The sequence below is a fragment of the Lactiplantibacillus plajomi genome (genome assembly GCF_005405405.1).
GTDB classification, from domain to species: Bacteria; Bacillota; Bacilli; order Lactobacillales; family Lactobacillaceae; genus Lactiplantibacillus; species Lactiplantibacillus plajomi.
Genome location: NZ_BJDZ01000030.1, coordinates 1 through 26,000 on the forward strand (window position 1 = coordinate 1; position 26,000 = coordinate 26,000).

Below are 26,000 nucleotides of genomic sequence, written 5' to 3' on the forward strand. Positions count from 1 at the left end.
AAGGATACACCTGTTCCCATGTCGAACACAGAAGTTAAGCTTCTTAGCGCCGAGAGTAGTTGGGGGATCGCTCCCTGCGAGGGTAGGACGTTGCCATGCAATTTGGAATCAACTACGGTTGGTTCTTTTTTTATACCATTATGCGGTCAACCTTTTGTCACGGCTAATAGTTTGGTATACTAGACAAAGAATTTTGCCGTTTTAGCTCAGGAGGTAGAGCGTTTCCATGGTAAGGAAGAGGTCAGCAGTTCAAATCTGCTAAACGGCTTTAAAGTAATGAAATTAAGGCACACTAGCCAAAAAACCGGGACGCACACCGTTAGTGATAAAGCTAACGGTGTGCGTCCCGGTTGCTATTTTGACTGAGTATTAATACTTACCAGCGGAAGTATCAGAATGGCACTGCTAGTGCTTCAGGCCGGCTTGTTAATCAGTAAGGTTAGTGTTCGGTTGACCGGTCGCTCTTTTGATAGGCCGGAACAATAATCTGGCGGGTAAAGTCACCGAGCAAGCTAAGGAGGCTATTGATCCGGCGCTTACCCAATTTTTTGGTCCACTGACTAAAAATCGTTTGCATGGCGCCGGTTAAGACGTTGTCGATTTCTTTCCCCTGTTCAGTAAGTAGTAAACTTTTTTGACGCCGATCATTCGGGTTGGAAACTTGATAAACGTAGTCGTATTTCAATAAAATACTGATTTGCCGTGAAATGGCGCTGCGCGAGACGTGGTGACTGTTGGCGATGTCCATTAATAAGATGGGCCTAACGCTAGTCGCAATCTCGTGCATGATGAGAAACGTGTCAAAGGTGAGGTGATACTCACTGAGTGGTGCTGCGATCTGTTGATTCATGTAACGCAAGACGGTTGCGTAGTCTCTTAAAAAATCATCGAATACGGGTGTGATGCTTTCCATGGTTAAACCTCCTTAATCGCAATCAGTGCTTACATTTTAAGTGTTAAAACCGTTAACGGTAATGAAACCGATATCAACCTAGATAATAACGCAAAATTAGTGCGAATGGTAAAATAACGATTGTCGCTTATAAAAATATTAATAAAAGTTATTATTTGAATCGTTACTTAAAAACAAAAAGAAGCTTCTAGAATAATCTTCTAAAAGCTTCTTTTTGTTGGGTTAGGCTTTCGCCCGGCCCCGGCGTGCGATTAACGGTAAAATCATCCCTAAGGCAATGAAAACTAATGGGGTAATAATATTTAAGGTTAATTGGAACCACCAGCCGCTTGGGTTGGCTGAAAGAGAAGTCTTTGGTACCATCCCGAGGATGCAGGCAAAGGCGGTGAAGAAGAAACACCAAGCCCCAACGATTTTCCCGGTGAGTGGGTTCTTCAAGAACATGTATTCACTCTTAAACTGTTTGAGGTGCTGGTTCAATAAGATGTACGCGAGGAATACCCAGAGGTAGCGCATCGGCATGACGATCGAGTTAAGATTTAATAACCAGTTATATAATTCGTTCATGTTGCCAATACCGAGGGCCGGAATTACAATCAGGATGCTGACTAAAATTCCCGTCATTAAGTAACCGTTGACCGGCACGTCCTTTTTGTTCATCTTACTTAGTTTCTTCGGAATGAATTCTGGGTCGGCATCACCCAACAAAATCTTCAGCGGTGCGTCGATTGAAAAGGCTAGAGCGGAAACTTGGGCCAGAACGTTTGCAAACGCGTAGAGAATCATGAAAAAGTTACCAACGTGGTAGAAGGCACCGAGGCGTTGGAATGCGTAGTAGGCACCGTTTGCCATCAAATCTTCGGGAATGTTGTGTGAGTTGAACAGGATCCCCATGGCAAAGGAACCAAGTAACGCGCAGACCGCAACCATCCCGGCGAGAACTAACATGCCGAGCGGGAATTCACGGCCCGGATTTTTGGTCTTATTCACGTACGGGGAGATTTTTTCGGAACCCCCCACGGCGAAGACCAGCATTGAAATCGTGGTGAAGTAGGCAAAGTCAAATTTTGGTAAGTACGACTTGATGGAGGTCATGTTCGGGGTTTGAACGGTTGCCTTGGTCATTAATGGTGCTGATACGGCTAAAATAATGAATAGAATCGACATGATGAACATTCCGGTACCGGCAACGCTCCCGATTCGTTTCAGAGTCGTTAACCCCAAGGATGCGATCCAAAGGAAGAATAGAAAAAGTGCTAAACAAATACCTTGGACCACAATTGCCGGAACGGTGTTAACAAAGTTCCCGTTACCGCGGAAAAGCCAACTAAAGGCAATTAGAATCCCCTGAGGCTTTTGTGCCAAGTAGGGAATGTGGACGATCCAGTACGTCCAGGCGGCGTAGTAGGCTAACTTCTTAGTACTAGTTGCCCGGATCCACGAAGACACGCCCCCTTCAGCTTCCTTAAAGGTTGAACCAAGCTGACCCACAATCAGCGTGTAGGGAATGAAGTAGATGATCATGATCAAAATCCACGAGGTGATCACGGACAGTCCCTGTAACGCAAAGTTATTAACCACGTTACCGAGTCCCCAGACCGAGACGAAGGCGATTAATGCGATGTTTGACCATCGGAGCTGCTTTTCAGTTTTCATTTTCCTGACCTCTTTTTTGTGTTAAGATAACTAATTTTAAAACGAAAATGGAAGCGCTGACAATAACTATTTTTCAATTTGAGAAAGTGCTTAAAAATTCGCGTGAAAAATGAATTATAGCTGATAAAACGGCGAAAGTTTGCTATTGTTAAATAGAATAGTAAAATTACCAACGTTACGCATACCAGCCAGCGAGGGTGGCGTGCTAAACTGATTAAGAAAGCAGGAATCATTTTGAAAACAGTCACGATTGGGACGGTCGACTTATCTTCAGGAACACCTAAAGTGGGGGTCGTCATTGCGGCAGCTGACCGCCAAACTTTGATGGGACAGGCTGGTCAAGTTTTGACCTCCGCTGCTGAAATCGTTATTTGGCAACTGGGGGCTTACCAGGAGCTGGATAACCGGGCGGAGTTAATTAACACGGCTAGCCAGTTGCGGCAAGTTTTGGGGACGATTCCGGTCGTGGCGGCGTTTAAACATCCGGCGACGACCATGTCCGCTGAGAAGTACTACCAGACTTGTCTGACACTGATCAATAACCGGGCGGTCGTTGCGTTAGACGTTGACTTTGAAATGATCAGTCAGTTGGATTACGGGACGCTGACTCACCAGATGCGGGCAAACGATGTAAAACTGTGCATTAGCCAAACGTTACCCGATAGCGCGACGGCACCAGAAATGGTGACAGCCTACCGGCAAATGGCCGCGGCGGGAGCCGACGTTGCCCGGGTCACGATTGCGGGCCAGTCTACCGCGGCTATTTTGGCGTTAATGACGGCGACTGCTACGGCTCGTGACCAGTTAGCGTTACCGGTCGTGGCTAGTGCTAGCGGCGCCCTAGGCCGGTTTAACGCCGTCTGTGGTCAGTTGACGGGTTCGGCCATTGCGATTGGGCGGGTTGGTCACGCCGGTCCTGGTAATCAGTTACCCGTTAGCAAGTTGAAACAAGCAATTCAGACGTTGGCAACGACAGAAGGAGTATAAAAAATGAAGTGGCATTCGATTTGGCGCCATACCCGTTATATCTTAAATACCCTAATCGTCTATTTTTTATTGATTCAGGGGCCTTACGACTTATGGATCGGCAAAACCGGTTACCACTTTTGGACTTACTTACTAGCGACGGTGGAGATCACGGTCCTGTTCTTTATTGTTGAAGCCGGATATAACTATTGTCGCCAGTGGTGGTTGACACGGAAAAGTAAGTAAATCAAAGCCCCGGATTTGCACACGCAAATCCGGGGCTCGTTTTTTACTAATGACTAGGCTTGGGCCTTAACCAGTTGTTCGGTAAAGGCGTCAAGGTGTTCAATATCTTCAGCAGTGGGGGCCAGGTTGACGAAGACGTCACTGGCTCCCTGAGTGGCACCGGCCTTTTTGAAGGCGGCGCTGAAGTCGGTCACGGCACGACAATAGTCTTCTTCATAGAAGGTGTCACCAGAACCGGCACAGCCGAAGATTTTGCCACTCAGGTCAAGTTCTTGAAGGTCGTCATAGAAGTCGAGGCCTTCTTCGGGAAGGGCACCCTGATCGTAAGTGTAAGGAACTACGACGCAAATATCAACGTCTTCGAATTCCGTGGCATCTGCCTGAGAAATTTCCTCTTTAGTGACGTCCACGCCCAACTGTTCAAACTTTTCCGTAATAATATCGGCAACGTCTTCATTGTTACCCGTAATCGTTGCAAAAATAACCTTGGCAGTAGCCATATTAAGTCCCCACTTTCAATCTTTGGATAACCCGATTATAGCAGAAGACGCGCTGAATATTAAGCGCTCCCGGTAGGATTATGAAAAGCGGACTGACTAACGTGCCGAACCAATCGATTCCATGCTATAATTTAAAGTATATCGTTCGTTAAGAACGGCGCGGTAAACGCCAGCGCCGGCAGCGAACTGAACAATGGGCAAGGAGCGGGGATATTGGCAAAAGATGACAAACAATCGCATTTAGGTAAGCGGCTATGGCGGTCAATGACCGAGCCGTTGCCAGATGATAATGATGATGACACACAAGCAGTAACTAAGAATGATAACCAGCCACCGAAAAAGGATTCGGTCAATAAAACGCAGCAACCGGCTAGTGACGATGAAATTCCGCTGGTTTACGACGTGAAGGAAGAAAGTGAGCATTCAACGACTTCGGCCGCGGCTAAAGCGAACGATGTTATTAAGGTGCCACATCACGAACAAGCGGAGACGTCGCAAGCCCCGATTAAAGTTGAGCCGGTCAGTGCGGCGCGGCGCTCGGCGCCCGCTTCGGCAGCGTCAGCAGCGCCGACGACTTCGGAAGTCCCGGTTCCGCCGATTCGGGTTCGCGGGGTCGAATCTACGTATAACGATGAGGACACGCCGGAATTGCCGTTGTCCCGCGAAGCGTTGTACGGTGATCAGCAGCCCAACGGTGGCGTTGATCCAAATAAGAAAAAGCGGGCACCGGAAAGTGAGCAAGCAACGCAACCGACGCCGGCCCAACCCGAACGTACGCCGCGGCGTGAAGATCAGAATCCGCATTTAAAGCGAAAAGCAACGGAAATCCGTGGTCACCAGAAACCCAGCCGTTCTAGTTGGAAATGGGTACTTACGGGCTTAGCGATTTTAGTCATTGCTTTTGCGGGGGCATTACTAATGTGGAGTAACGCTAAGCGTCAGCAGGCGAGTGCCAAGGCCGATGCCGAGCGGTTGATCAGCAAGATTTACGTTTCTGACGACCAACGCGACATTCGGGCGAGCGTCACGACTAAGCAGGTCCAACAATTGCAGACCGACATTGACGGGCTTAAGGAATCCAGTGATAAGGATTCACTGCAACAACAGCACGACTACGCCCAGAAAATGTTGGCAGTGCGGACGCGCTACCAGAATTTGCGGAACGATAACGGCCTGATCAACGCCAAGGTAACGATGGATACGATCACTAAGGGCCGGCAAAGTTTGGCGGTTGCGGGGTTGACCAGTAGTAAGACCTACTTTACGAAGAAGTACGATCGTAAGTTTGAAGCGACCGGAAAAATCGTTAAGAAGGTCGTTAAGTATCACCAAGACTTTAAGGCGCTCTACACTAAGGCCGGTAAGTTAAACCCGGAAACGCCGTCTAGTCAAGTCGACACGGTGCTTGCAAACTTAAAAGCGTACCGGAAGAAATCGCAACTGGCGGCCGATGATTATAAGCAGCTGACGACTGACCGTAAGGCGTTAGCTGACCAAAATAGTGCGGCGGCCAGCAGCACGGCGGCTGAAAGCGACAGCAGTTCGACTTATTCTGAAAGTTCCGAATCAAGCGTTGCAGCGTCCAGCAGCGTCACGGCTACTTCCAGTGCGGACAGTTCTAGCACGACGACCACCGACAGTACCCAAACGAGTTCGGCTAATAGTGCCGCAACGGGTTCGGCGCAACCGGCAACCCAGTCAAGTACGCCGACTGGAAGTACCGGAACGACCGATGGGACGACTAACGGAACCACCGCTGGCAATCAAACCGGTCAAGCAGCGGACCAGCAAACTGGTACGGCTAATAATTAAGTAGTTAGGGATTATTTAAACCAGTTCGTCCGCAGCCTTAGCGGAACGGACTGGTTTTTTAAAATTAATGATGAAACGGGGAATAGCGATGCCAACGATGTTAATGATTCAAACACTCAAACCAGCCGATGCAGCAACTTTAAAAGCGCATTACGCTGACTGGCAGTTTAAAACCGTCAGCGAATTAACGCCGGCGGATTACGATGATGTTCAGGTGGTTTTTGGCTACGATCCAATTGTCACGACGATTTTAGCCCGGCCCACCAACCAGCTGAAATTCGTTCAGACGATTTCTGCCGGGGTCGACAAGTTGCCCTTAGCAGCCCTTAAAGCGAACCAGACGTTGGTGGCCAATACCAGTGGAATTCACGCTGACGCAATTGGTGAAAGCGTCCTGGGTGGGATGTTAATGTTCGTCCGCGGGTACCAAGCCGCGTTGCGTAATCAACTGGGCGCCCGTCAGTGGGCGTTGCCGGTCAAGACGACGACCCTGACCGGCCGGCAATTACTGGTCTTTGGGACCGGTGCGATTGGCCAGTCGGTCGCCAAAAAGGCCGCGGTCTTTCAAATGAACGTGACCGGGGTCAACACCACTGGTCACCCGGCAGCGGGTTTCAAAACGACCGTCGCGTTGGGCGCCCATCAGGCGGCGGTTGCACAAGCCGACTTTATCGTCAACGCCCTGCCGCTGACGCTGACCACGAGGGGGCTGTTTGCCGAATCACTGTTTAACGCGGCGACTAAGCAGCCAATTCTAATCAACGTTGGTCGGGGCCCCGCGGTGGTGACCGCGGACTTGGTCACGGCGCTGGATCGACATCAATTAGGTGGTGCCGTGCTGGATGTGACCGATCCGGAACCACTGGCTGCGGATGACCCGTTATGGCAACGCGACGACGTCATTATCACGCCGCACGTTTCCGGTCAGATCGCCCACTTTAAAACCACGGTCTTTAACATTTTTTACGCGAACCTGACGCAGTGGTCGCAAACCGGCACGTTAGCCAGCCACCAGGTTGACCTGCAGCGTGGTTATTAACCTGAATAAGTAAAACCGCCTCCCAATCATTTGATTGAGGGGCGGTTATTTTTAGTTTACAAAGTTAAGAGGATTCCCGGGACCGCTTGCGGCGGAAGTTGGCCTTTGTACGGTCATTTGGGGCTTGGCCGATAGCCAAGATGAAGACCGTGCTGATAATCAGAATACTACCAAGCAGGTCTAACCAACCGAAGCTGACGCCGAGGACTAGCACCGCTAAAACCGTTGCGGAGAGCGGTTCAAAAGCGTCAAGTAAGCTGACGACGGTCGGCCGGATGTACTGGAGACTTTGTAAGAAGAACAGGAAGGCGAGGAGCGTTCCGAATAGGATCACGAACGCCAACTTGCTAACGTTGGTCACGGTCATCGGCACCTGAATCGTCCAGACTGGTTGGACTAGGTTGAACAGGATGCCACCCAGAATCATCGACCAGGTGTTGATTGCCATCGGGCTGTACTTGGTCAATAACTTGGCCGGAATCAGCGTATTGGTGGCCGAGGTGACGCCTGAAAGCAGGCCCCAAAGTAAGGCCCAGACGGAAATGACTAGGGTGGCCGGGTTACCGTGCGTGACTAATAAAAACGCGCCGAGTAACGCCAATAAAATGGCTAGGCCTTCCGATCGCGTCGGTAGTTGCCGGTGTGCGACCACCATCCATAGGGCGATAAAAACCGGGCCGGTGAATTGTAAGATCGTGGCGGTCGCCGCGTTACTAGCTTCCACGGCTAGAAAGTAGGTGAACTGGACCGGCATCAGCCCGAAGAGCGCGTAGGCGACAACTTGAAAACAATCGCGCGGGTGGCGCCAAATCGTCCACAAATCAACGTGGGTGACTAGGCTGATGATGAATAACCCGATACCGGCGCCGCCCATGCGGATTCCGGTCAACCAGACCGACGTGATATCGGTCGTATCAAAAAGTGTTTGGGCAATTGCACCAGCAACGCCCCAAAACGTGGCGCTGACACTGGCGAGCAGGATGCCCTTTAACTGACGGTTCATAATGTGGCGACCCTCCCTAAGTCAATCATTATCCATCCATTGTACCTGATTTGGACTTAGAAAGGAAAGTTTGGTTACGCACTGGCTTCCTGGGTCGGTGCCGCGGCGGTCTGGGCCGCGTTTGCCTGGCGGGTGGTTTCGGCCAAGTGGACCAGGTGGGTCAAAAAGGCGTGGGTCTTGGCGTCGTAATGATACTTACGGCCCAACTTAACCAGGTAGCCGTTGATGTAGTCGACTTCGGTCGGCCGGTTGTGGCTCATGTCTTGGTACATGGACGGGTAGTGGAGCGGGTTGGCCACCTTGCTGACGTAGTTGACCGAGTCTAACTCTTCGGCCCGCGTGTTGAGCATCGTCACGCCGTCGCGTTCACAAACGTCGTAGGCTTCGTTGATCAGTTGGCGACTCAGATCATCAGCACCCGGGTAGGCGGCAAATTCCCCCATCGTGATCTCAAAGAGGGTGCACAACGTGTTGACGACCGAATTGAACACCACCTTGGCGAGCAGGGTACCCCGGAAATTGGTGGTTAAATTTGGGTGGAACTGACACTTTTCCAGTTCAGCCACGATCCGGTGGGTCATGTCGTCCGGTTGTTCAGTATAGTTGGCCAGGTTCATGGTACCAGCACCGCGGGCACCGATAAAGTCAACGTCGCCGGGGCCGTTTAAGACGGTCGCGACCAGCGCGGTACCGGCCAATAATTTTTCCGGTTGGAAGTAGTTCAGCAGTTTTTCAACGTGGCCCATCCCGTTCATGCAGGTCAGGACGTATTGGTTCTGGTTGAACGCGTGGGCGGTGCGGGTCAGGAAGTCCGCCAACTGCATCTGCTTCGTGAAGACCACCCAAACGTCCGGATCATCATGGTAGTCTTCGGGCAACACGACTTTTACCGGAACCAGGTGACGGTTTGCGTGGTCGCGTGAGACGTAAACACCGCCCTGTTGGTGAATCCGGTCAACGTTGGCCTGCCAAGTATCGACAAAGTCGACCTGGTTGCCAGCTTCCTGTAATAAAACCCCGTAACGTAATCCCATGGCACCTGCGCCGAGTACTGTAAAATGCATATGTATGACCATCCTTTAATATGAATTTAATTAATTTTGATAAAAAAGCGCCCGGCAGACCGAAGCCTGCCGGGCGCTGACGCGTGTTACCACCGGTAATTCATCAAGCCATTGCGGACTTGACCTTGTGCGGACCAATCATGATCCGGCGCACGGTAATGGGTGCGGGCCAGCCCAGGTTACGCTAGTTCACCCGGACCGTTCACAGTGGATATTCGCGTTAGCGCCGGTTGTCTGCTCGCACCGTTCCAGACTCGCTTGAACCATGATGGCTAACGTTACTAACTGATCACACGTTTATCATCAAATATTAATTGTTCTTTAATCTACCCGCCTTGCGCGTAATTGTCAATTATTTTTAAAAATCATTAATAATCTTTCGTTAACTGTTAAATAAATGGTCATAAAAGTTGGATTTAACTTTACTTTCTTCAGATTGAAGAAAAGCCGCACTCGTTTTGAAAGCGATTTCCATTCTGAGTGTGAATAGCGTACAATTATAAGTGTAAAATTGTGGGAGGGTTAGACATGCCAAATTACCTAGTCTTTATGGACATTGATGGGACCTTATTAACGGACCATCAATACGTATCAAAACGAACCAAGGCGACCATTGAGCGCCTGCAACAACGGGACGTTCAGTTCTACATTGCGACCGGGCGGATGTATAAATTAGCCGCAACGGTCCGCGACAAGCTCAACGACGACGTGCAGCTGGTCACTTCCAACGGGGCGGTTTTTGACGGAATCGCTGGCCGCGAAGTGACTAAGCTGGGGGGCGCGGCGGTCGAATTAGCCTACTTAGTGGCGCGGCGCGATAACTTACCAATGATGCTCTTTACGCCGGACAAGGCCTACTATACGGAACAGATTCCACGCTTTATTGCCCGCAACGCCGCTAACTTTGATGCCGGGGTCGCGGCGATCGGTTATGAAGAAATTAAGAGTTTTAGCCAGCTTGCCCGAATTGAAGATGAAATCACGAACGGGGTCATTTTAAGTCGGGAAGACATTTCCCGCTTGGACGCGGCCCGTGAAAAGTTAGTCGGTAGTAAGCTCTTGCGGGTGTCTTCCTCGAACCCCAGCAACTTGGAATTAATTCCGCTGGGCGTTGATAAGGGGACGGCGATCAAGCAGATTCAACGCGAACTCAGCGTTGACGCCGCCCACACCTTTGTCTTCGGTGATGGGATGAACGACGTGGGCATGATGGCCGAAGCCAACTATTCCGTGGCGATGGGCAACGCCTTGCCGCAAGTAAAAAAAGTGGCTAATTATGAAACTGATACCAACTATAACGACGGGTTAGCAAAATTCTTAGAAAATTATTTTGAAGGGCAACCGGAAGAACAAAAAAATTGAGCGATTGATTCGGTAACCAAACTAAAAGGGCGCGCGCTAAGCGGGCCCTTTTAGTTGTTAATAAGTTTGTAAGATTCCCGCAATTTGTGGGGTGGATAATTGACTTTTGAATAAAATTTGGCAAACTAAGTAAGGGTGCCGTTGGGCTCAGTGTCCCACGAGCAGTGTTTTTAGGAGTGATGATGTTGAAAATCGATCTTTTACCGGCGCGGGTGGCGACCCCGTTAGCCATTTTATCCATGACTAACTTGGATAATCGGGAACTCAACCCGGCAATCGAAAAACAACTTAGTATGCAGGCGATTCCGGTCGCCCAGCCCCAGAGCGCCTTGGCAGACTTACTGCAGTTAATCGGTAGTCGCCACGCAATTTCGATGCAGGCTTGGGATATGGCGGCCTTAGGCGGAACGACGGTTCAGGTTAAAGTCACGCCGGATAAGCTGGCGTTACAAGACTTGACCGCCAATCCGTTGCCCGCTAATTTGAATAAAAAGAGTAGCCGGGTACTTGTGATTATCGGCCAACAGGGGGGCAGTGACGAAGTCGTTCACGCGACCGCCCAGGAACTTCAGCGTAAAATCAAGGCCTTCTTTGGAATTCAAGCGCGGTTGCAGTTCCGGACTTGTTATCAAACGGCCCAGACCTTAGAAACCACTAGGTCCGACGAGTCGGCGTAACGTTAATATCCACTAACTGGAACCCTGAGGCCGTGTAGTCGACCCGACTAACACTCGTATTTTTCAATAGCCGAGCTGGCAGTTCGCGCGGGCTGATCTGGTATAGAAAGGCGCTCAGAACTAGACCGTGTGCGACGACCAGAACGTTCTTATCGCGGCCGTCCTGTTGTTCGTAAAGGCTGATTCGGCGCAGGGTGCGACTGATCCGGTCGGTCACGCCGACTAAGGTTTCGGCACCACGGGTCCGGTCCAGCGAGTTGAAGACCCACAGTAAGGTCGCAAAGCGTTCGCGGCTGAGTACCAGCTTTACGAAAGTACCAATGCCGAGCTGTTTGCGGACCTGGTTAACGATCCAACGATTCTTAGTGCCTTCAAGGCCACCAAAATTGAATTCACGTAAACCGACGTCAATCGTCGGTTTTTTTATTTCGGGGTGGAGGTCGGTGATGATGCGGGCCGTCTGTTGGGCCCGCCCCAAATCACTGGTGTAGGCCGCGTCAAAGTGGACCGGTGCCAGCATCCGCGCTAACCGTTGTGCGGAACGGACGCCGTTCGGGGTTAAGGGTGAGTCGTAAATGCCTTGCAGGCGTCCGGCCGCGTTAAGTTCGGTTTCGCCGTGTCGGACGAGGTATAAGTGAATCGTTGCCACGCGGATTCCTCCTTTGAAAAGTAATCTAGCTTAATTGTAAGGCGGGCGTGGGGATTGAACAAGCCTTTAATGATGAATAATGGTGGGTCCGTTTATTACGGGGTATCCAGCCAGTACCTAAAACCAGCGTTTATATAATAGAAACCCGGTCCCAACGAACAGGTGGCCCGAATGATCGTCCGAAGCGACGGTGTAACCCTTAAAATGCTGGCCGGCAACTTTGCCACTGGTCCGCGCTAAGGTCCAGTGAATGGTTGACTGGTGAGCCGGTTTTAAGGTGACAACGTTCTTAGTTAACGTCCACTTAAACGCTGTGACCCGCTTGCTTTGAACGATTTTACCGGTCCCATTATGGTAAAAAATGACGTGGGCCTGCGCGTGACGCGTGCGACCACCATCGCTAGAAAAGAGCCGGTCCTTGGCTGTGGCCGTCGTATCGTTCATTTTTAAGGTGACGGTAGTGTCGTCAAAGAGGTACCAGTTTTTGGCCACTAATCGTTCGCGCAAGCTCGGCCGGTTGATAATTAGGATAATCAGTAGCAGCAACAGCGCACCACCGGCAATCAGAAAGTAACTCAGTTTGTTTTTATGACCCGGTGTTTTCATGGGAATCCCTTCTTTCGCAGTAGGTGGGCGACGGGCAACCACCGCCGTCATTAGCGGTTCTCTAATTAGCATAGCATAGTTAACGTTGCTAATGAAACCGTTTTCAAAAGTAGCAAAAAAATCCGGAACAAAGCCACGACAGGTGTCACGGTTTTATCCCGGGGGTTGGTATTGGCTATTATTTCAAATCGTCGTCGGGAACGGCGGTCGGTTGTTGCTTCAATAGTTTGAGCATCTTGCGGCGCGCCACGAAAAAAGGAATCCCGAAATGCGCCAGGTTACTCCGGAACCGCCACCGGTAATGGTACGTTTTGGTTGCGATGTAGGGTGCTTGGTGCACATAGTTGGCATATTGAAAAGCAAATAATTGATCTTCAAGAAAGTCGATGGTTTCGTTGAATTTAAGTTGATGGTCCGTGATGATTTCACGGATGAAACACTTATTCCACGCAAAGCCGCCGACCGTGCCGAAGTTAATGTTGTCAATTAGCTGTTTTTGATTGTAAACTTTGGACTTGCTCGGGACGGACAGGTAGCCGTAATGGTCACAAATTACGAGTTGGCTACCGGGGTGGTCACGGTAAGCCGCTTGGAAGTTGGCGAGAAAGTTGGTGTCGACCCAATCGTCACCGTCGATGAAGCAGAGGTACTGACCGTGTGCTCGTGCCATTCCCGAGTTTCGAGCAGCGGAAACCCCGCGGTTATGGGCGTGCGCAACCAGGTGAAAACGGTTGTCACGGGCCACAAAAGCGGCAATCTGGTCGGCGGTATCGTCGGTCGAACAATCGTCCACCACGAATACTTCGAAATCGGTCACCGTTTGGTTTTGCAGGCTCTTCAAGCAACTATTAATAAATTTATGTTGGTTGTACGCGGGAACAACCACGGAAAAAAGGGGTGCTGACAAACGAATTCCTCCATCACAAAATGAGATACTCCCACCATTATAACCATAAATCACCGTTAAATTATAGCGTTAGCCTTAAATTCTCGTTAATTATTCGCAAGGTTGGTCGTGTGGAAATACAGTGCTAGGTCCGGATAAACAAAAATGGTGTGTGAGAAGTTCAATAAACCGTTATTTTTATAATAGTTGGCCGAATCGAGGGCCATGTAAGTGGCGCCCTCCTCGAGGTCCATCAAAAGGGCCTCTTCCTTAGTCAGCCTTGCCAGTGAGAGGTAGTCATCGCTGTTAGCCACACCGATGCCGTACGCCTCACTCAGAAAATCCCAAATGGAGGAGTTGACCGCTTCGGGCGACAGGTAGGGGACAACGGACCGTAAATAGTAGGCTTTTTCAAGGCAGTAAAGTTGGTCGTGCCAATACCGCAAGCGGGTGACCCGGTAAAGCTCTTCGTCGGTCGGAATCCCGTACTGGCGGCTGAACGTCGTGTTGCTTTTGACCGTGTCGAACGTTAAGACTTGTGATTCCAAGTCGCGGGGGTGCAAGTTGCTGTTATAAAGTGAACGGGCGGATAAGTTGACCACCGTTTTGTGCCGCAACTGAATGTTCGTAATGTAGTAGCCACTTCCCTGAACCCGGCGCAGAAGTCCTTGTTGGTAAACGAGGTCGATGGCCTTGCGAATCGTATTTCGGCTGGCGTGGAACCGTTCCATTAACTGAGCTTCGGTCGGCAACTTGGTCTCAAATTGGCCGTCTTGAATGGCGTTAACAAGTTTGGTCGCAATGTCGCGATACATGGATCGTTCACTTCCTTTTTTTGATTAAATATTTATGGGTACCAATTCAATAAATCGGTCTGAATTCATTAATAACGCTTGTCAAATTTGTACCCATGACTTATAATTCTAATTGTAATGAAAGCGGTTTATTAAAGCAACCGCTTGCCACAATTAATTTTTTAAACTATCTAGGAGCGTGTTTATTATGGCCGAAAAAACAATTATGTTAGTATGCTCTGCCGGAATGTCAACTTCACTGTTAGTTTCAAAGATGCAAAAGGCTGCGGAAGCGGACGGTGTTGACGTTGAAATTTTTGCAACCGCTGCCAGCGATGCGGATGGCAAGATTTTAGAAAAAGATCCCGACATTTTAATGCTTGGACCGCAAGTCCGCTACATGCTTAGTGATTTTCAAAAGCGCGTGGACATCCCAGTTGAAGTCATCAACATGCAGGATTACGGCATGATGAACGGTGAAAAAGTGTTACGGGAAGCCCAAGCCGCGTTAGCCAAGAAATAAGTTTAGGCGGTTGCTTGCTATCAGACCACGATAATTAACCACGCCGGCCTGATAGCCTTTTAATTTAAATTCATAAACGAGGATGAAGTGGAATGTCAGAAAAACAACAAGCGCCGCAAGAAACTGAGGCCAGTCTAGAAACTATTATGGGCCTAATCGTAAACGGTGGCAACGCTAAAAGTTCCGCCTTTGAAGCCATCAAGGCAGCCAAAACCGGTGACTTCGAAACGGCGGATGCCAAGCTAAAGGAAGCCGATAACTTCTTGACGGAAGCACATAACTCACAAACGGCCATGTTGACGGCCGAAGCGCAGGGAGATCACACCCACGTTTCGCTGTTACTGGTCCATTCACAAGACCACATGATGAACGCCATCACGTTCCGTGATTTAGCGGGCGAAGTGGTCGACGTTTATCGACGGCTAGCCGCTGTCGAAGCAAAGTAAGCGTCCTGACTGGGGACCCGGGCGATGACCACTTTTGGTAACCGTTCGGGTCCTTTTTTGAGAATCAGGATTGCTTTGACTACTTAACAAACGAATTCAACTGGATTTTGGAGGGATTTAACATGGCAACTGGATATCAAATGCCCAAGGACTTCTTGTGGGGTGGTGCGGTGGCTGCTCATCAGTTAGAAGGTGCTTGGCAAGCGGATGGTAAGGGCGTTAGCATCGCTGACGTCATGACCGCCGGCCGCAACGGCGTACCCCGGCAAGTGACTGACGGCGTTCAAGCCGGGGAAGTTTACCCGAACCACTGGGGCAACGACTTTTATCACCGTTACCCTGAAGATGACCAACTATTTGAAGAACTCGGCTTCAAGTGTTTCCGGACCTCAATCGCCTGGACGCGGATTTTTCCAAATGGTGACGAGCTGGAACCAAACGAAGCGGGGCTCCAATTTTATGACCGCCTATTTGACGACTTACTGGCACACGGCATTCAGCCCGTGGTTACTTTATCACACTTTGAAATGCCGTACCACTTGGTAAAGGCCTACGGTGGTTTTAGTAACCGTAAGCTGATCGACTTGTTCGTGCGGTTCGCAAAAGCGGTCTTTAACCGTTACCGCGATAAGGTTAAGTACTGGATGACCTTTAATGAAATTAATAACCAAACGGCTTGGTCGGATCCGCACCCGTTATTACAAAACTCCGGGTTGCAGTTGGACAAAGACGATAACTGGGAAGAAGCGATGTATCAAGCCGCCCATTACGAATTGGTAGCCAGCGCCTTGGCGGTTCAGGCCGGTCACGCCATTAATCCCGACTTTCAGATTGGTTGCATGGTCGCAATGTGCCCAATTTACCCGTTGACTGCTAAACCGGCCGACGTGATGATGGCTGAACGCGCGATGCAGAAGCGTTACTGGTTTGGCGACGTGCATTGCAACGGCGTTTACCCGAACTGGCTGCCGAAATACTTTGAACGCAAGGGCTTTGACTTAGACATTACGGCGGCCGACCTAGCGACCTTAAAAGCTGGGACCGTTGACTACGTCGGCTTTAGTTACTACATGTCCTTTGTGACGCGGGGTAAAGCCGGGGATCAGGATTACGACTTTAAGGAACCGGACGACTTCGTTGAAAATCCCTATCTTCAGAAATCTGACTGGGGCTGGCAAATCGACCCGACCGGGCTGCGTTACACGATGAACTGGATGCAGGACCGCTGGCACTTGCCACAATTTATCGTTGAAAATGGTTTCGGGGCATATGATAAGAAGGAAGCTGATGGCCACGTCCACGATGATTACCGGATTAGCTATTTCCGTAACCACATTCGGGCGATGGAAGAAGCGGTCGTCTTAGACGGTGTTGACTTGATTGGGTACACGCCGTGGGGCTGTATCGACCTGGTCTCCGCAAGTACCGGTGAAATGGCAAAGCGGTACGGTTTTATTTACGTTGATGCCGATGATAACGGTCAGGGAAGCTTTGACCGTTCCAAGAAGGATTCCTTCGACTGGTACCAACGGGTGATTGCAAGTAACGGTGCGGACTTATCGTAGCGAAAGGACGGATGACGATGACGACAACTAAGAGCGGGTTACGGTCAGACTTTTTATGGGGCGGCGCGGTCGCTGCTCATCAATTGGAAGGCGGTTGGCAGGCCGGTGGTAAGGGGGTCAGTGTTGCTGACGTGATGACGGCGGGGGAAAACGGCGTTCCGCGGGAAATTACCGCCGGCGTCCTGGCTGGGAAAAACTACCCGAACCACGATGCAATCGATTTTTATCACCATTACCGTGAAGACATCAAGCTTTTTGCTGAAATGGGATTTAAATGTTTTCGGACTTCGATTGCTTGGACCCGGATCTTTCCGCAAGGTGATGAAACTGAACCAAACGAGGCCGGCTTAAAGTTTTATGATGAGTTGTTCGCAACTTGTCATCAGTACGGCATTGAACCGGTCGTCACCCTGGCACACTTCGAAATGCCGTACCACTTGATTGAAAAGTATGGTGGTTGGCGGGACCGGAAAGTTATTGACTTTTTCGTCCATTACGCTGAAACGGTTTTTAAGCGCTACCGCAACAAGGTTAAGTACTGGATGACCTTTAACGAAATTAACAACCAGACGGCTTACGATAACCAGTTCGCCATCGCCACCGATTCGGGGATTGTCCTTGACCCGGGTGACCCGGACGCGGAAGCGCTGATGTACCAAGCGGCGCACTATGAAGTGGTTGCGAGTGCCTTGGCCGTAAAAATCGGTCACAAGATTAACCCGGCTTTCAAGATTGGGAACATGATCAACATGACACCGATTTACCCGTTGACGGCCAAACCCGCCGACGTGATGCAGGCTGAAAAGGCGATGCAGCGGCGCTACTGGTTCTCGGACGTGCAGGCGTGGGGCGAGTATCCGCGCAATATGGAAGCCTTCTTTAAGCGGACCGGTTTTCGAGCGGATATTACCTTGGAAGACCGCGAAGTCTTGCGCGACGGGACGGTCGACTACGTTGGTTTTAGTTACTATAACTCCAACACGGTGGCAGCCAGTGCCGATAACCCGACGTACCACTACGCGGGTGAAGCGGTCACTAATCCGTACCTGCAAACCAGTGAGTGGGATTGGCCAATCGATCCGGAGGGACTGCGCTATTCCTTAAACTGGTTGCAGGACCGCTACCATAAGCCGATGATGATCGTCGAAAACGGCCTGGGTGCCCGTGATAAGGTCGAAGCAGACGGGGCGATCCATGATCCGTACCGGATTGACTACTTACGCGCCCACGTGGAACAGATGATCAAAGCGGTTACCGAGGACGGCGTCGACCTATTGGGTTACACGCCGTGGGGCTGTATTGACCTGGTTTCTGCCGGAACCGGCCAGATGTCCAAACGTTATGGTTTCATTTACGTTGATAAGGACGATGACGGCAACGGGACGTTATCCCGTTCCAAGAAGGATTCGTTCTACTGGTACCAAAAAGTCATCAAGACTAACGGGGCGGACCTTGCTTAGGCTTAAAGTTACTAAACTGAATGATCAAACAGGACGGTTCACAACGGTGGGCCGTCCTGTTTTTGCGGTTTGGCGCCCTGTCGCAGGACTTAGATGTGTCAGTTGCCCAACTAACGCTAAGGTGGTTTTTCGGCGGACGGCTGTAAAACGTTTACTGACGGGCTTCAACCGCTGAATGGGGGGGATCAGTGCGGATGTCGGGGCTTGTCGGCGTACTTGGAATGTGGTTAAATGCGGGCATGAATAAGTGTGAGAAAAGCTGACATGACTAACTGCGAACTAAAAAGGATGGGACGACGATGGAAACACAACCCTTGATTGATGAGTATCCTCAAATTAAAGACTTAATGGCCGCCAAACCGCTAGTATGGCAAAACCCGGACTACGGTGCACCGGCGCACTTGCCGCTCGGACGGGCGGATATTTTTGACGCGGTCGCCCGCTGGCAACGCTTTGCCCCGTACTTAGCGAAGGTCTTCCCCGAAACGCGCGCCACCCACGGGGTAATTGAGTCCCCACTCGTGCGTATTCCAAAGATGCAGGATGCGTGGGCGGAATTAAATCACCAGTCGTTAGCCGGCCAACTTTTTTTGAAGGCCGACAGTGAGCTACCGGTTTCGGGGTCGATCAAGTCGCGCGGTGGCATTTATGAAGTTCTGAAGTTTGCCGAGCAAGTCGCGCTCGCCCACACCGATTTAACCTACATGGACGATTACGCCGTTTTGGCCACACCGCATTATCACCGACTCTTTTCCCGTTACCGGGTGATCGTGGCGTCGACCGGTAACCTGGCGCTCAGTGTGGGGATTGCCGCGGCCAGCTTTGGTTTTCAAACGACCGTCTACATGTCGCACGACGCCCGCGATTGGAAGAAGGACCGCTTGCGAGCAAACGGCGTGACCGTCAAGGAATTCAAGACCGATTTTTCCAGCGTCATCCCGATGGCGCGGCAGGCTGCGGCGCAAGATTCCCACTGTCACTTCATTGATGACGAGGGCTCGACCGACCTCTTCCTAGGTTACGCGGTTGCGGCGGTGCGGCTGCAACACCAGTTTAAACGCCAGGGGATTCGGGTCGATGCCGAGCACCCGGTAGTCGTCTACCTACCAGCCGGTGTTGGTGGTAGTCCCAGTGGGGTGGCCTTTGGCTTGAAGATGATCATGGGCGCAAACGTGCACCCGGTTTTCTGTGAACCGACCCACGTGCCCTCGGTAACGCTCGGGATGATGACCAAGTTGAATAACAAAATTTGTGTTCAAGATATTGGGTTGGACGGGTTGACGGCGGCCGATGGGCTCGCGGTCAGCCGGCCGTCGCGGATTGCCGGAAAGCTCATGCGCACGCTGCTGCTTGCCGGGGTGACCTTCAACGATGACGACCTGTTCGCGTACGTCAGCGCGTTGCTCGACACGGAACAGTTGATGGTCGAACCTTCCGCCGCCGCTGGTTTTACCGCGCTACGCCCGTTAACGACGGCGTTTCCGCAATTTGCGGGTCGGACCGTCACCCACGTGGTCTGGGCAACCGGTGGCGAAATGATGCCGCCAGAAGAACGCCGCCGTGATTACCAACGTGGAGCCCAGTTATTAGCCCGTGAAGGCTGGTAGGCTGAATTGCGCTGTAAGAAACCCAGTTAAGCGCCGACTAACGCCCGGTTATGATCAACGATGAGTTGACGATAACCGGGCGTTTTGGTTTGTAGTTAAGCTTTAACGGTGGCGCGTTGGAGCAGTTCGGCTTGTAAGCGGCTCAACGCGGCGGTCATGTATACCGGATAAATATCAGGATTTACCAGTCGCTGGGTTGCTCGTGGTAATTCGGAGAGCTGCCGTTGACTAGTTGCCCGCAGCGTTTTGACGCTAATCGCCGTCGTATCAATGGTCACCGGTTCGAGTAGCGCGCGGGCGTCGAAGTCGCTCAGGGTGTGGGCGTGATCGACGCTGAGCGGATCACTATTAAAGACGGCCAAGGTATCCGTCGTGGTTACCGGTTCGTCCTCTAAGGCGATCAGGTCGGCAAAGGCCGTTTTGGTGCCCTTGCGGTATAGGCGGTAAACTTGTTTCCGGCCGGGAATCGTTAACTTTTCGCGGCTGGCGCTGACTTTGATTTTTGGTTCAACGTGACCGTTTAATTCGGTAGCAGCAAGTTTATAAACCCCGCTGAGGACCGGCGTGGAAGCACTAGTAATCAGCTTTTCGCCAATCCCAAAGTTATCAATTGGCGCGCCCTGTTGAATCAGGGACGTGATGATGGTTTCATCAAGCGCGTTGGAAATCGTAATTTTAGCCTCCGGAAAACCAGCGTTGTTCAGCATCTTACGGGCTTGTTGCGCCAATATCGTGACGTCGCCGGAATCAATCCGGATGCCAACCGGCTGGTGCCCGGCCCGCTTGAGTTCTTTAAAGACGGTAATGGCGTTAGGCACACCGGAGTTAAGCACGTCGTAGGTATCGACTAACAAGGCGCTATTGTCCGGGTAGCGGGCGGCCCACTGGCGAAAGGCGGTCAGTTCGTCGGGAAAGGCTTCGATCCAACTGTGCGCCATCGTACCGGCCGCCGGGATGTCGAACAGTTTCGCCGCCAGCACGTTCGAGGTACTCTTCGCGCCACCGATAACGGCCGCCCGGGTCCCGTAAATGGCACTGTCGGGCCCCTGGGCACGGCGGGCACCGAACTCCATGATTGGCCGGCCGGCCGCGGCGAAGGTCAGTCGCCGTGATTTCGTGGCAATTAACGACTGGTGATTTAAGATGTTCAGAATCACCGTTTCGAGTAACTGGGCCTGTTCAATTGGACCGGTGACCGTCAGGAGCGGTTCGCGCGGAAAAACCGGCGTTCCTTCCGCGACGGCTTGAAGGGTGCAGTCTAATTTAAAATTAGCGAGGTAATCTAAAAAGTCAGCGTCCCACAAGCCTAGCTGGCGAAAGTAAGCGAGGTCGCTGTCATCAAAGTGAAAGTCGCGGACGGTTTCAATGACTTGTTGTAAACCGGCGGCGATCACAAAACTGCCGGCGTCCGGGACCCGACGATAAAAGACGTCGAAAGTGGCGTTGGTGGTCGGCAGGTCGTGGTGAAAACCGTTAGCCATCGAAAATTCGTATAAGTCGGTTAATAATGACAAATTACGCATGAGTTAATCCTTTCCTGATTCCGATTAGGTGTCTTGACACCCCTGATAATTGAAATTAGTGTAGCACAGTTTCGGACTTGTGAAAAGTTAGGCAGGCGCTTATTTTTCTTTTTTATCTTTAGTTGGGGGCTCAAATTGTTCGCTGAGTAGCTGATGCGGGCTAAAAGCGGTAAAATAAAGCCATTCAGTGAGGAGGAAACGATGTGACCGGTTCAGAACGACGAACACAAATTGAAGCGACTTTATCGACCGCGACCGCACCGGTCAGTGCCAGTACGCTGGCGCGGCAACTGGGAGTCAGTCGTCAAACGGTGGTCGGGGACATTTCGTTATTGCGGGCCAACGGGCTCACCGTAATTGCCACCTTACGCGGTTACCAGTTGGAAACGGCCACCCAGCCGACGGTTTTAGTCGTTTGTCGGCACCGACCGGAGCAGGCCGCCGACGAGCTGACCCGCATCATCAACGCCGGTGGGGTGGTCAAGGACGTGGCCGTGGAACACCCGCTGTACGGGCGGCTAACCGGCCAGTTAGAACTACAAACGGTCGGTGATGTCAACCTCTTTATGGGACGTTTACGCGAACAACACGGCCGTCTCTTATCCGAGTTGACCGGTGGCGTGCATACCCACACGATCGGCTACCAGACCACGCAGCAATTAGCTGCCATTCGGGCAACGCTGCGGGCGGCGGGCTACTTATACGAAAATTAAGCGAAAGCGCGTGTGCCTAGCGTTGTGTTCCCAACGCTCAAGTCGCTGCAGGACCAACCGGCAAGGCGGAAGGTTGTCACGGTTGGGGCTTGGCTAATTGTAGAAAAGAAGCTGCGACATGAGTCACAGCTTCTTTTCTGTTTCTAAATATTGGTAGCCAAAACGGGCGCTAAAAGTAATCTAGTAAAGCTGGCGGGGTATTGACTAACGCTTGGTCCAAAACTTGTGCGGCATCCTGTGAACCGCTTAGCTGGCCGTGTGCCAGTGCGTGGGTCAGCGACTGCGTGCCGAAGACGGCCTTGGTGAGTTGCTGAATCGTCAGTTGTAAGTCACTGGCACCAGTCAGTTCGGCGCTAACGCGGTTGCAGGTTAGCCGGCCGTTTCTGCGCGAGATGGCCCAAATTCCTTGGTTGGTTAACAGGAGTGGATCGCTGATTGCCAACCGGAGTGAATCGAAGTCCTGCCGGAACGGGTAGCGGGCGAGAAAGTCGTGCAGCAGCACGATCCGGGCCATCATGTATGGTTCCACGTGCACGTCCAAGCTGTAAGGGTCGGCCAATAGGGCGAACTCGTTCTCAGCGTCGGGCGCCGTATAGCTGAACTGCTGGAAGGTCGTCGCGTGCTTGGTCACAAAGTTAGCCAGCCGGTTAAAGGCCGTGGCGGTACTGGTTGCCCAGTCCTGAATGGCAAAGGTCGTGGCTTGGCGGTCGTAAATTAAGTAACCCTCAATGACTTGGGCAGCGTTACGGTAAATGGCAACGGACCAAGTATGTTTGAGTGTTAAGTAGTGCCACCACCAGTCGGGACGGACGAGCCCGCCACGGTGATTGCGGGGGTGGGCGGTGTAAAAATGCTTGATCAGGGCTAAGCCCTCGTTGCCGTAACGGGTGACGCTGCCGCTAGCATCAGAAATCTTAACGCGCGGCAACGCGGTGGCTGCGATGACCTGTTGACTACGATTAAAGACGTGTTCGTAACCGAAGCGGCGGTAATAACCATAGGCGAACGGCGCGAGGTAGGAAAGTGGCACCCGTTTTTCCGCCATTTCGGTTAACGCGGCCGTCAGCAGCTTACCGGCACCGCCCTGACCCGCGTATTCTGGCGCGGTCATCACGTCACCGATGCCGTTCATCGGGTAGGTCACGCCGTGAAAGTTGACGGCTAACGGCAAACTATAAAGACCACTGACGAGTTGCCCGTAATCATGCAGGCCGTAAATCCAGCCGTGCTGGTAACGGTCCATGAAAAAGGGCCGCCGTTGCGGACTATCCTGGTTATTAAAGGCGTACTGGTAAAGTTGGTAGAAGGCTTCGCGGTCGTGGTCACTCGTTAAGCGGTAAGTTGAAGCCATGTGGATTCCCCCTTAAGACAAATTATTCAGCTTGTAATTGAAAGTCGGCCCACGGTTGTAACAGTGCCAGGCAAGCACGATCACTCGTGCTAACGTGACCGACGACGTTGATGCGTCCGGAGTTCTTAAAGTCGCGGCGGGCGATTTGAAGTTCACCCTTATACTGACCAAAATCGTTGTTGGCAATTAGCACGTCGCCAGCGTGCACGTCGTCGGTGTGGTGGGCCGGGAAGTCGGCATCTTTATAGAGGACCCGCGTCATTGAGGAGCGGATGACGTAGTCCGAAAAGTCGCCACGGTAAGTTTGTGGTTGGGCGAACAACGCCTTAGTTTCGGCGGGGGCGAGGTCGCTGACCGTCTGAACGTGCAGAATTGGGTAAGGACTGAAGAAGACGTCGCTGACGGCCTTTAATTCGGCTTCACTGGCGTAGGCGTTGCCAATCAGCACGTCGTCGATCAGGCCGGTCATTTTAAGGTGTTGTGCCTGGGCAGCTACTGCCATGCCCCGGTGTTGTTCTAACGTGCACAGGCCGTCTTGAATCGGCCACGGGCCATAGGTCGCCGCGTTGGAAGAGACGAAGGCGGCGGTATTGATACCGTACTGCCGGTATTGTTCAGAAGCCTGAACAAAGTAGTCGTAACCTAGGCCGGTATATTCTTGGGGGTAGAAGTTATGCGAACCCAGCAGGTTATCCTTTTCGGGGGAGTAATCCATAATCGTGTCCACGTAATGGGTGCCTTTGGACATATTGACTTCAATTTTAAGGCCGAACGGGTTATGGGTCATGCGGGCTTCTTCCTGCCCCGTGAACCCGAGGTCTAAGCGGACGCCCCACGCGCCTAAATCGTGGAAAAAGCTGAGGTCATCGTAGGAAACGCCGAGTTGCTTGAACAGGTCGGGATTCACGTCGACCATGACTTGCATGCCCAGTTGGTTGGCGTGGCCGATGACGTGCTTGAAGTTGCTGACAACTTCTTCTTGGTTGCCCTTGATTTCTAGTAGCGACGTAAAAACGCGTTGATAGCCGTACTTAGCGGCTAAATCCAAGTAAGCCGCGTCCTTTTCAAATGTTGATCGTTCGGGATAAACCGAAACACCTAGTTTACTCATAAGTCATATCCTCCGTGAATGAGATTAGTTTTCTGTATTCGCTTACATTATCGCACATTCAATTGGTCCATACCAGCATAAAAACCGATTTGTTGGTACGAATTTTGCCGCTGTTACTTACCCGCCGATTATGATAGGATTTGTGTAAACGACACGGGAGGAAATCACATGACATTTGAAGCAATTTTACCGCAATTAAAGGCCGGCAAGAAGGCCGTACGGACCGGTTGGGAGGGCACCGAACTATTCGTTGCGTTACAAGCGGCCACTACGTTTGACGGGGACCCGTTGAACCCCTATTTTTTAATCAAAACGGCGGATGAAGCCTACAGTATGTGGTCACCAACCGACTGTGACATTTTAGCCACCGATTGGCAACTGGTTGACTAATGCAATTTACGGAATTTAAGGACCAAACCGTGCTGATCACCGGGGCGGCTTCGGGAATCGGTCTCGCGCAGACGCGGGCGTTTTTAGCGCAGGGGGCGCGGGTGATCGCCGTTGACCGTCAGGACCTACCGGCACAAATCGGTGACAACGCCGCTGTCAACTGGCAGCAAGCCGACGTCCGCGATGCGGCGGCGTTAACCAGTGCCATTCAGGCCGGGATGGCGGCGCTCGGTACGCCCCAGATTGTCTGCAATACGGCGGGAAAGTTGGACGGTTACCAGCCGACGCTGGCAACTGATTTAGCGGCTTGGCAAGACATCTTAGCGACCGACTTAACCAGCCAATACTTGGTGACCAACGCGACCTTGCCGGCGATGCTGGCACAGCACCACGGCGTCTTTGTCAACATGGCGTCGATTGCCGGATTAGTTGCGGGTGGCGGTGGCGCGGCTTATACGGCCGCTAAGCACGCAATTATCGGGTATACCAAGCAGTTGGATTTAGATTACGCTGCTAAGGGGATTCGCGCTAACTGCATTGCCCCCGGTGCGATTGATACGCCGATGAACGCTGCCGACTTTGCCGGTGACGGTAAGATGGCCCAGTGGGTCGCGGAGCAAACGCCGGCGAAACGCTGGGCGCAGCCGGAAGAAGTTGCCGACCTAACGTTATTTTTGGCGAGTCGCCACGCGGCTTACCTGCACGGAACGGTAGTACCAATTGACGGCGGTTGGCTTGAGAAATAGCGGGTGAACTAATGAAAGCGTGCGTGTTTTGTCAACCACAACCATACTTATTAGAAAATGAGCGGGCGGCGGCCTTCTACGACCAGCAACCGGTCAGTCCGGGCCACCTGCTGATTATTCCAAAACACCATTACCGGACGTTGTTCGACGTGCCCGCCGCCGATACCGCCGCGTTATGGGCGCTCGTGGCTCAGGCTAAACAGGTGTTGGACGCGCGCTGGCATCCGGCTGGGTATAACGTGGGTGTTAACGTCAGGCCAATCGCCGGACAGACCGTGATGCACTGTCACGTTCACCTGATCCCGCGCTACCCGGGGGACGTGGTCAACCCACGGGGCGGGGTGCGCAATCTAATGGTGTCGCAAACGACTGATTTTTGAGATGAAGAGGGA

General features: G+C 51.8%; 27 protein-coding genes, 1 tRNA gene and 1 rRNA gene. 17 read left to right on the forward strand and 12 right to left on the reverse strand.

Annotated elements, in window-relative coordinates:
* A 5S ribosomal RNA gene (rrf, locus tag FFM82_RS11215) occupies positions 1 to 99 on the forward strand; the annotation flags it as partial.
* Positions 100 to 195: 96 nt separating this feature from the next.
* Positions 196 to 268: transfer RNA gene (locus FFM82_RS11220), tRNA-Thr, on the forward strand.
* 171 nt (positions 269 to 439) lie between these two features.
* Here FFM82_RS11220 and FFM82_RS11225 read toward each other — a convergent pair.
* On the reverse strand, positions 440 to 913 hold the full coding sequence (locus tag FFM82_RS11225; RefSeq protein WP_137645902.1) for a MarR family winged helix-turn-helix transcriptional regulator: 474 nt from the start codon (positions 911 to 913) through the stop codon (positions 440 to 442).
* 222 nt (positions 914 to 1,135) lie between these two features.
* Complete coding sequence (locus tag FFM82_RS11230) at positions 1,136 to 2,569, reverse strand: amino acid permease (protein WP_137645903.1); 1,434 nt, start codon at positions 2,567 to 2,569, stop codon at positions 1,136 to 1,138.
* Positions 2,570 to 2,803: 234 nt separating this feature from the next.
* Between FFM82_RS11230 and FFM82_RS11235 the strand changes: the two genes are divergently transcribed.
* Together FFM82_RS11235 and FFM82_RS11240 are read left to right on the forward strand one after the other, a co-directional pair.
* On the forward strand, positions 2,804 to 3,556 hold the full coding sequence (locus FFM82_RS11235; RefSeq protein ID WP_137645904.1) for a type I 3-dehydroquinate dehydratase: 753 nt from the start codon (positions 2,804 to 2,806) through the stop codon (positions 3,554 to 3,556).
* A gap of 3 nt (positions 3,557 to 3,559) precedes the next feature.
* On the forward strand, positions 3,560 to 3,781 hold the full coding sequence (locus FFM82_RS11240; RefSeq protein ID WP_137645905.1) for an FtsB/FtsL family cell division protein: 222 nt from the start codon (positions 3,560 to 3,562) through the stop codon (positions 3,779 to 3,781).
* Between the two features lie 53 nt (positions 3,782 to 3,834).
* On the opposite strand, the gene FFM82_RS11245 is transcribed toward FFM82_RS11240, so the two are convergent.
* The gene (locus FFM82_RS11245) at positions 3,835 to 4,281 is read right to left on the reverse strand and encodes a flavodoxin (protein ID WP_137645906.1); all 447 of its coding nucleotides are present in this window, start codon (positions 4,279 to 4,281) and stop codon (positions 3,835 to 3,837) included.
* Positions 4,282 to 4,494: 213 nt separating this feature from the next.
* Between FFM82_RS11245 and FFM82_RS11250 the strand changes: the two genes are divergently transcribed.
* Both FFM82_RS11250 and FFM82_RS11255 read left to right on the forward strand, forming a co-directional pair.
* Entirely contained in the window at positions 4,495 to 6,093 is a 1,599-nt protein-coding gene (locus FFM82_RS11250; RefSeq protein WP_137645907.1) for a hypothetical protein, read from the forward strand.
* Positions 6,094 to 6,181: 88 nt separating this feature from the next.
* The gene (locus tag FFM82_RS11255) at positions 6,182 to 7,132 is read left to right on the forward strand and encodes an NAD(P)-dependent oxidoreductase (protein WP_137645908.1); all 951 of its coding nucleotides are present in this window, start codon (positions 6,182 to 6,184) and stop codon (positions 7,130 to 7,132) included.
* A 64-nt stretch (positions 7,133 to 7,196) separates the two neighbouring features.
* Here FFM82_RS11255 and FFM82_RS11260 read toward each other — a convergent pair whose 3' ends face one another.
* Both FFM82_RS11260 and FFM82_RS11265 read right to left on the reverse strand, forming a co-directional pair.
* A complete protein-coding gene (locus FFM82_RS11260) occupies positions 7,197 to 8,135 on the reverse strand; it encodes a DMT family transporter (RefSeq protein ID WP_137645909.1) in 939 nt (312 codons plus the stop codon).
* Between the two features lie 74 nt (positions 8,136 to 8,209).
* Positions 8,210 to 9,199, reverse strand: coding sequence for a ketopantoate reductase family protein (locus FFM82_RS11265; protein WP_137645910.1), 990 nt, complete (start codon positions 9,197 to 9,199; stop codon positions 8,210 to 8,212).
* Between the two features lie 528 nt (positions 9,200 to 9,727).
* On the opposite strand from FFM82_RS11265, the gene FFM82_RS11270 reads away from it, so the two are divergent.
* Both FFM82_RS11270 and FFM82_RS11275 read left to right on the forward strand, forming a co-directional pair.
* Positions 9,728 to 10,561, forward strand: a complete 834-nt coding sequence (locus FFM82_RS11270) for an HAD family hydrolase (RefSeq protein ID WP_137645911.1) — start codon at positions 9,728 to 9,730, stop codon at positions 10,559 to 10,561.
* Between the two features lie 185 nt (positions 10,562 to 10,746).
* On the forward strand, positions 10,747 to 11,238 hold the full coding sequence (locus tag FFM82_RS11275) for a hypothetical protein (protein ID WP_137645912.1): 492 nt from the start codon (positions 10,747 to 10,749) through the stop codon (positions 11,236 to 11,238).
* Here the strand turns inward: FFM82_RS11275 and FFM82_RS11280 are convergent.
* The 4 genes from FFM82_RS11280 to FFM82_RS11295 all read right to left on the reverse strand — a co-directional run bounded on the left by FFM82_RS11280 (position 11,216) and on the right by FFM82_RS11295 (position 14,194).
* Positions 11,216 to 11,887, reverse strand: coding sequence for a histidine phosphatase family protein (locus FFM82_RS11280; RefSeq protein WP_137645913.1), 672 nt, complete (start codon positions 11,885 to 11,887; stop codon positions 11,216 to 11,218). The genes FFM82_RS11275 and FFM82_RS11280 overlap by 23 nt on opposite strands.
* A gap of 117 nt (positions 11,888 to 12,004) precedes the next feature.
* Positions 12,005 to 12,493 carry a hypothetical protein gene (locus tag FFM82_RS11285; protein WP_137645914.1) on the reverse strand — a complete coding sequence of 163 codons (489 nt, stop codon included), beginning with the start codon at positions 12,491 to 12,493 and terminating at the stop codon, positions 12,005 to 12,007.
* Positions 12,494 to 12,671: 178 nt separating this feature from the next.
* Positions 12,672 to 13,400 (reverse strand): glycosyltransferase family 2 protein, encoded by a 729-nt coding sequence (locus FFM82_RS11290; RefSeq protein ID WP_137645915.1) that lies wholly within the window; start codon positions 13,398 to 13,400, stop codon positions 12,672 to 12,674.
* Between the two features lie 86 nt (positions 13,401 to 13,486).
* Positions 13,487 to 14,194, reverse strand: a complete 708-nt coding sequence (locus tag FFM82_RS11295) for a GntR family transcriptional regulator (RefSeq protein WP_137645916.1) — start codon at positions 14,192 to 14,194, stop codon at positions 13,487 to 13,489.
* A 187-nt stretch (positions 14,195 to 14,381) separates the two neighbouring features.
* On the opposite strand from FFM82_RS11295, the gene FFM82_RS11300 reads away from it, so the two are divergent.
* From FFM82_RS11300 to dsdA, 5 genes are all read left to right on the forward strand, one after another.
* Entirely contained in the window at positions 14,382 to 14,696 is a 315-nt protein-coding gene (locus FFM82_RS11300) for a PTS sugar transporter subunit IIB (protein WP_137645917.1), read from the forward strand.
* 92 nt (positions 14,697 to 14,788) lie between these two features.
* A complete protein-coding gene (locus FFM82_RS11305; RefSeq protein WP_137645918.1) occupies positions 14,789 to 15,142 on the forward strand; it encodes a PTS lactose/cellobiose transporter subunit IIA in 354 nt (117 codons plus the stop codon).
* A gap of 122 nt (positions 15,143 to 15,264) precedes the next feature.
* A complete protein-coding gene (locus tag FFM82_RS11310; protein ID WP_137645919.1) occupies positions 15,265 to 16,707 on the forward strand; it encodes a 6-phospho-beta-glucosidase in 1,443 nt (480 codons plus the stop codon).
* Between the two features lie 17 nt (positions 16,708 to 16,724).
* Positions 16,725 to 18,167 (forward strand): 6-phospho-beta-glucosidase, encoded by a 1,443-nt coding sequence (locus FFM82_RS11315; protein WP_137645920.1) that lies wholly within the window; start codon positions 16,725 to 16,727, stop codon positions 18,165 to 18,167.
* Positions 18,168 to 18,466: 299 nt separating this feature from the next.
* On the forward strand, positions 18,467 to 19,774 hold the full coding sequence (dsdA, locus tag FFM82_RS11320; protein ID WP_137645921.1) for a D-serine ammonia-lyase: 1,308 nt from the start codon (positions 18,467 to 18,469) through the stop codon (positions 19,772 to 19,774).
* Positions 19,775 to 19,869: 95 nt separating this feature from the next.
* On the opposite strand, the gene FFM82_RS11325 is transcribed toward dsdA, so the two are convergent.
* Positions 19,870 to 21,297 carry a nicotinate phosphoribosyltransferase gene (locus tag FFM82_RS11325; RefSeq protein WP_137645922.1) on the reverse strand — a complete coding sequence of 476 codons (1,428 nt, stop codon included), beginning with the start codon at positions 21,295 to 21,297 and terminating at the stop codon, positions 19,870 to 19,872.
* Between the two features lie 203 nt (positions 21,298 to 21,500).
* On the opposite strand from FFM82_RS11325, the gene FFM82_RS11330 reads away from it, so the two are divergent.
* The gene (locus tag FFM82_RS11330) at positions 21,501 to 22,010 is read left to right on the forward strand and encodes a transcription repressor NadR (protein WP_137645923.1); all 510 of its coding nucleotides are present in this window, start codon (positions 21,501 to 21,503) and stop codon (positions 22,008 to 22,010) included.
* 169 nt (positions 22,011 to 22,179) lie between these two features.
* Here the strand turns inward: FFM82_RS11330 and FFM82_RS11335 are convergent, their stop codons facing one another.
* Together FFM82_RS11335 and FFM82_RS11340 are read right to left on the reverse strand one after the other, a co-directional pair.
* Positions 22,180 to 23,361: a GNAT family N-acetyltransferase gene (locus tag FFM82_RS11335; RefSeq protein WP_137645924.1), complete on the reverse strand. Its 1,182-nt coding sequence runs from the start codon at positions 23,359 to 23,361 to the stop codon at positions 22,180 to 22,182.
* 22 nt (positions 23,362 to 23,383) lie between these two features.
* Positions 23,384 to 24,472, reverse strand: a complete 1,089-nt coding sequence (locus FFM82_RS11340) for a DUF871 domain-containing protein (RefSeq protein WP_137645925.1) — start codon at positions 24,470 to 24,472, stop codon at positions 23,384 to 23,386.
* A gap of 168 nt (positions 24,473 to 24,640) precedes the next feature.
* Between FFM82_RS11340 and FFM82_RS11345 the strand changes: the two genes are divergently transcribed.
* From FFM82_RS11345 to FFM82_RS11355, 3 genes are read left to right on the forward strand one after another with little or no spacing between them, the layout of a single operon-like run.
* Positions 24,641 to 24,862, forward strand: coding sequence for a DUF2829 domain-containing protein (locus FFM82_RS11345; protein ID WP_137645926.1), 222 nt, complete (start codon positions 24,641 to 24,643; stop codon positions 24,860 to 24,862).
* The gene (locus tag FFM82_RS11350; protein ID WP_137645927.1) at positions 24,862 to 25,608 is read left to right on the forward strand and encodes a 3-oxoacyl-ACP reductase; all 747 of its coding nucleotides are present in this window, start codon (positions 24,862 to 24,864) and stop codon (positions 25,606 to 25,608) included. The genes FFM82_RS11345 and FFM82_RS11350 overlap by 1 nt, the downstream gene beginning before the upstream one ends.
* A gap of 11 nt (positions 25,609 to 25,619) precedes the next feature.
* A complete protein-coding gene (locus FFM82_RS11355; protein WP_137645928.1) occupies positions 25,620 to 25,988 on the forward strand; it encodes an HIT family protein in 369 nt (122 codons plus the stop codon).
* Positions 25,989 to 26,000 lie beyond the last annotated feature (12 nt).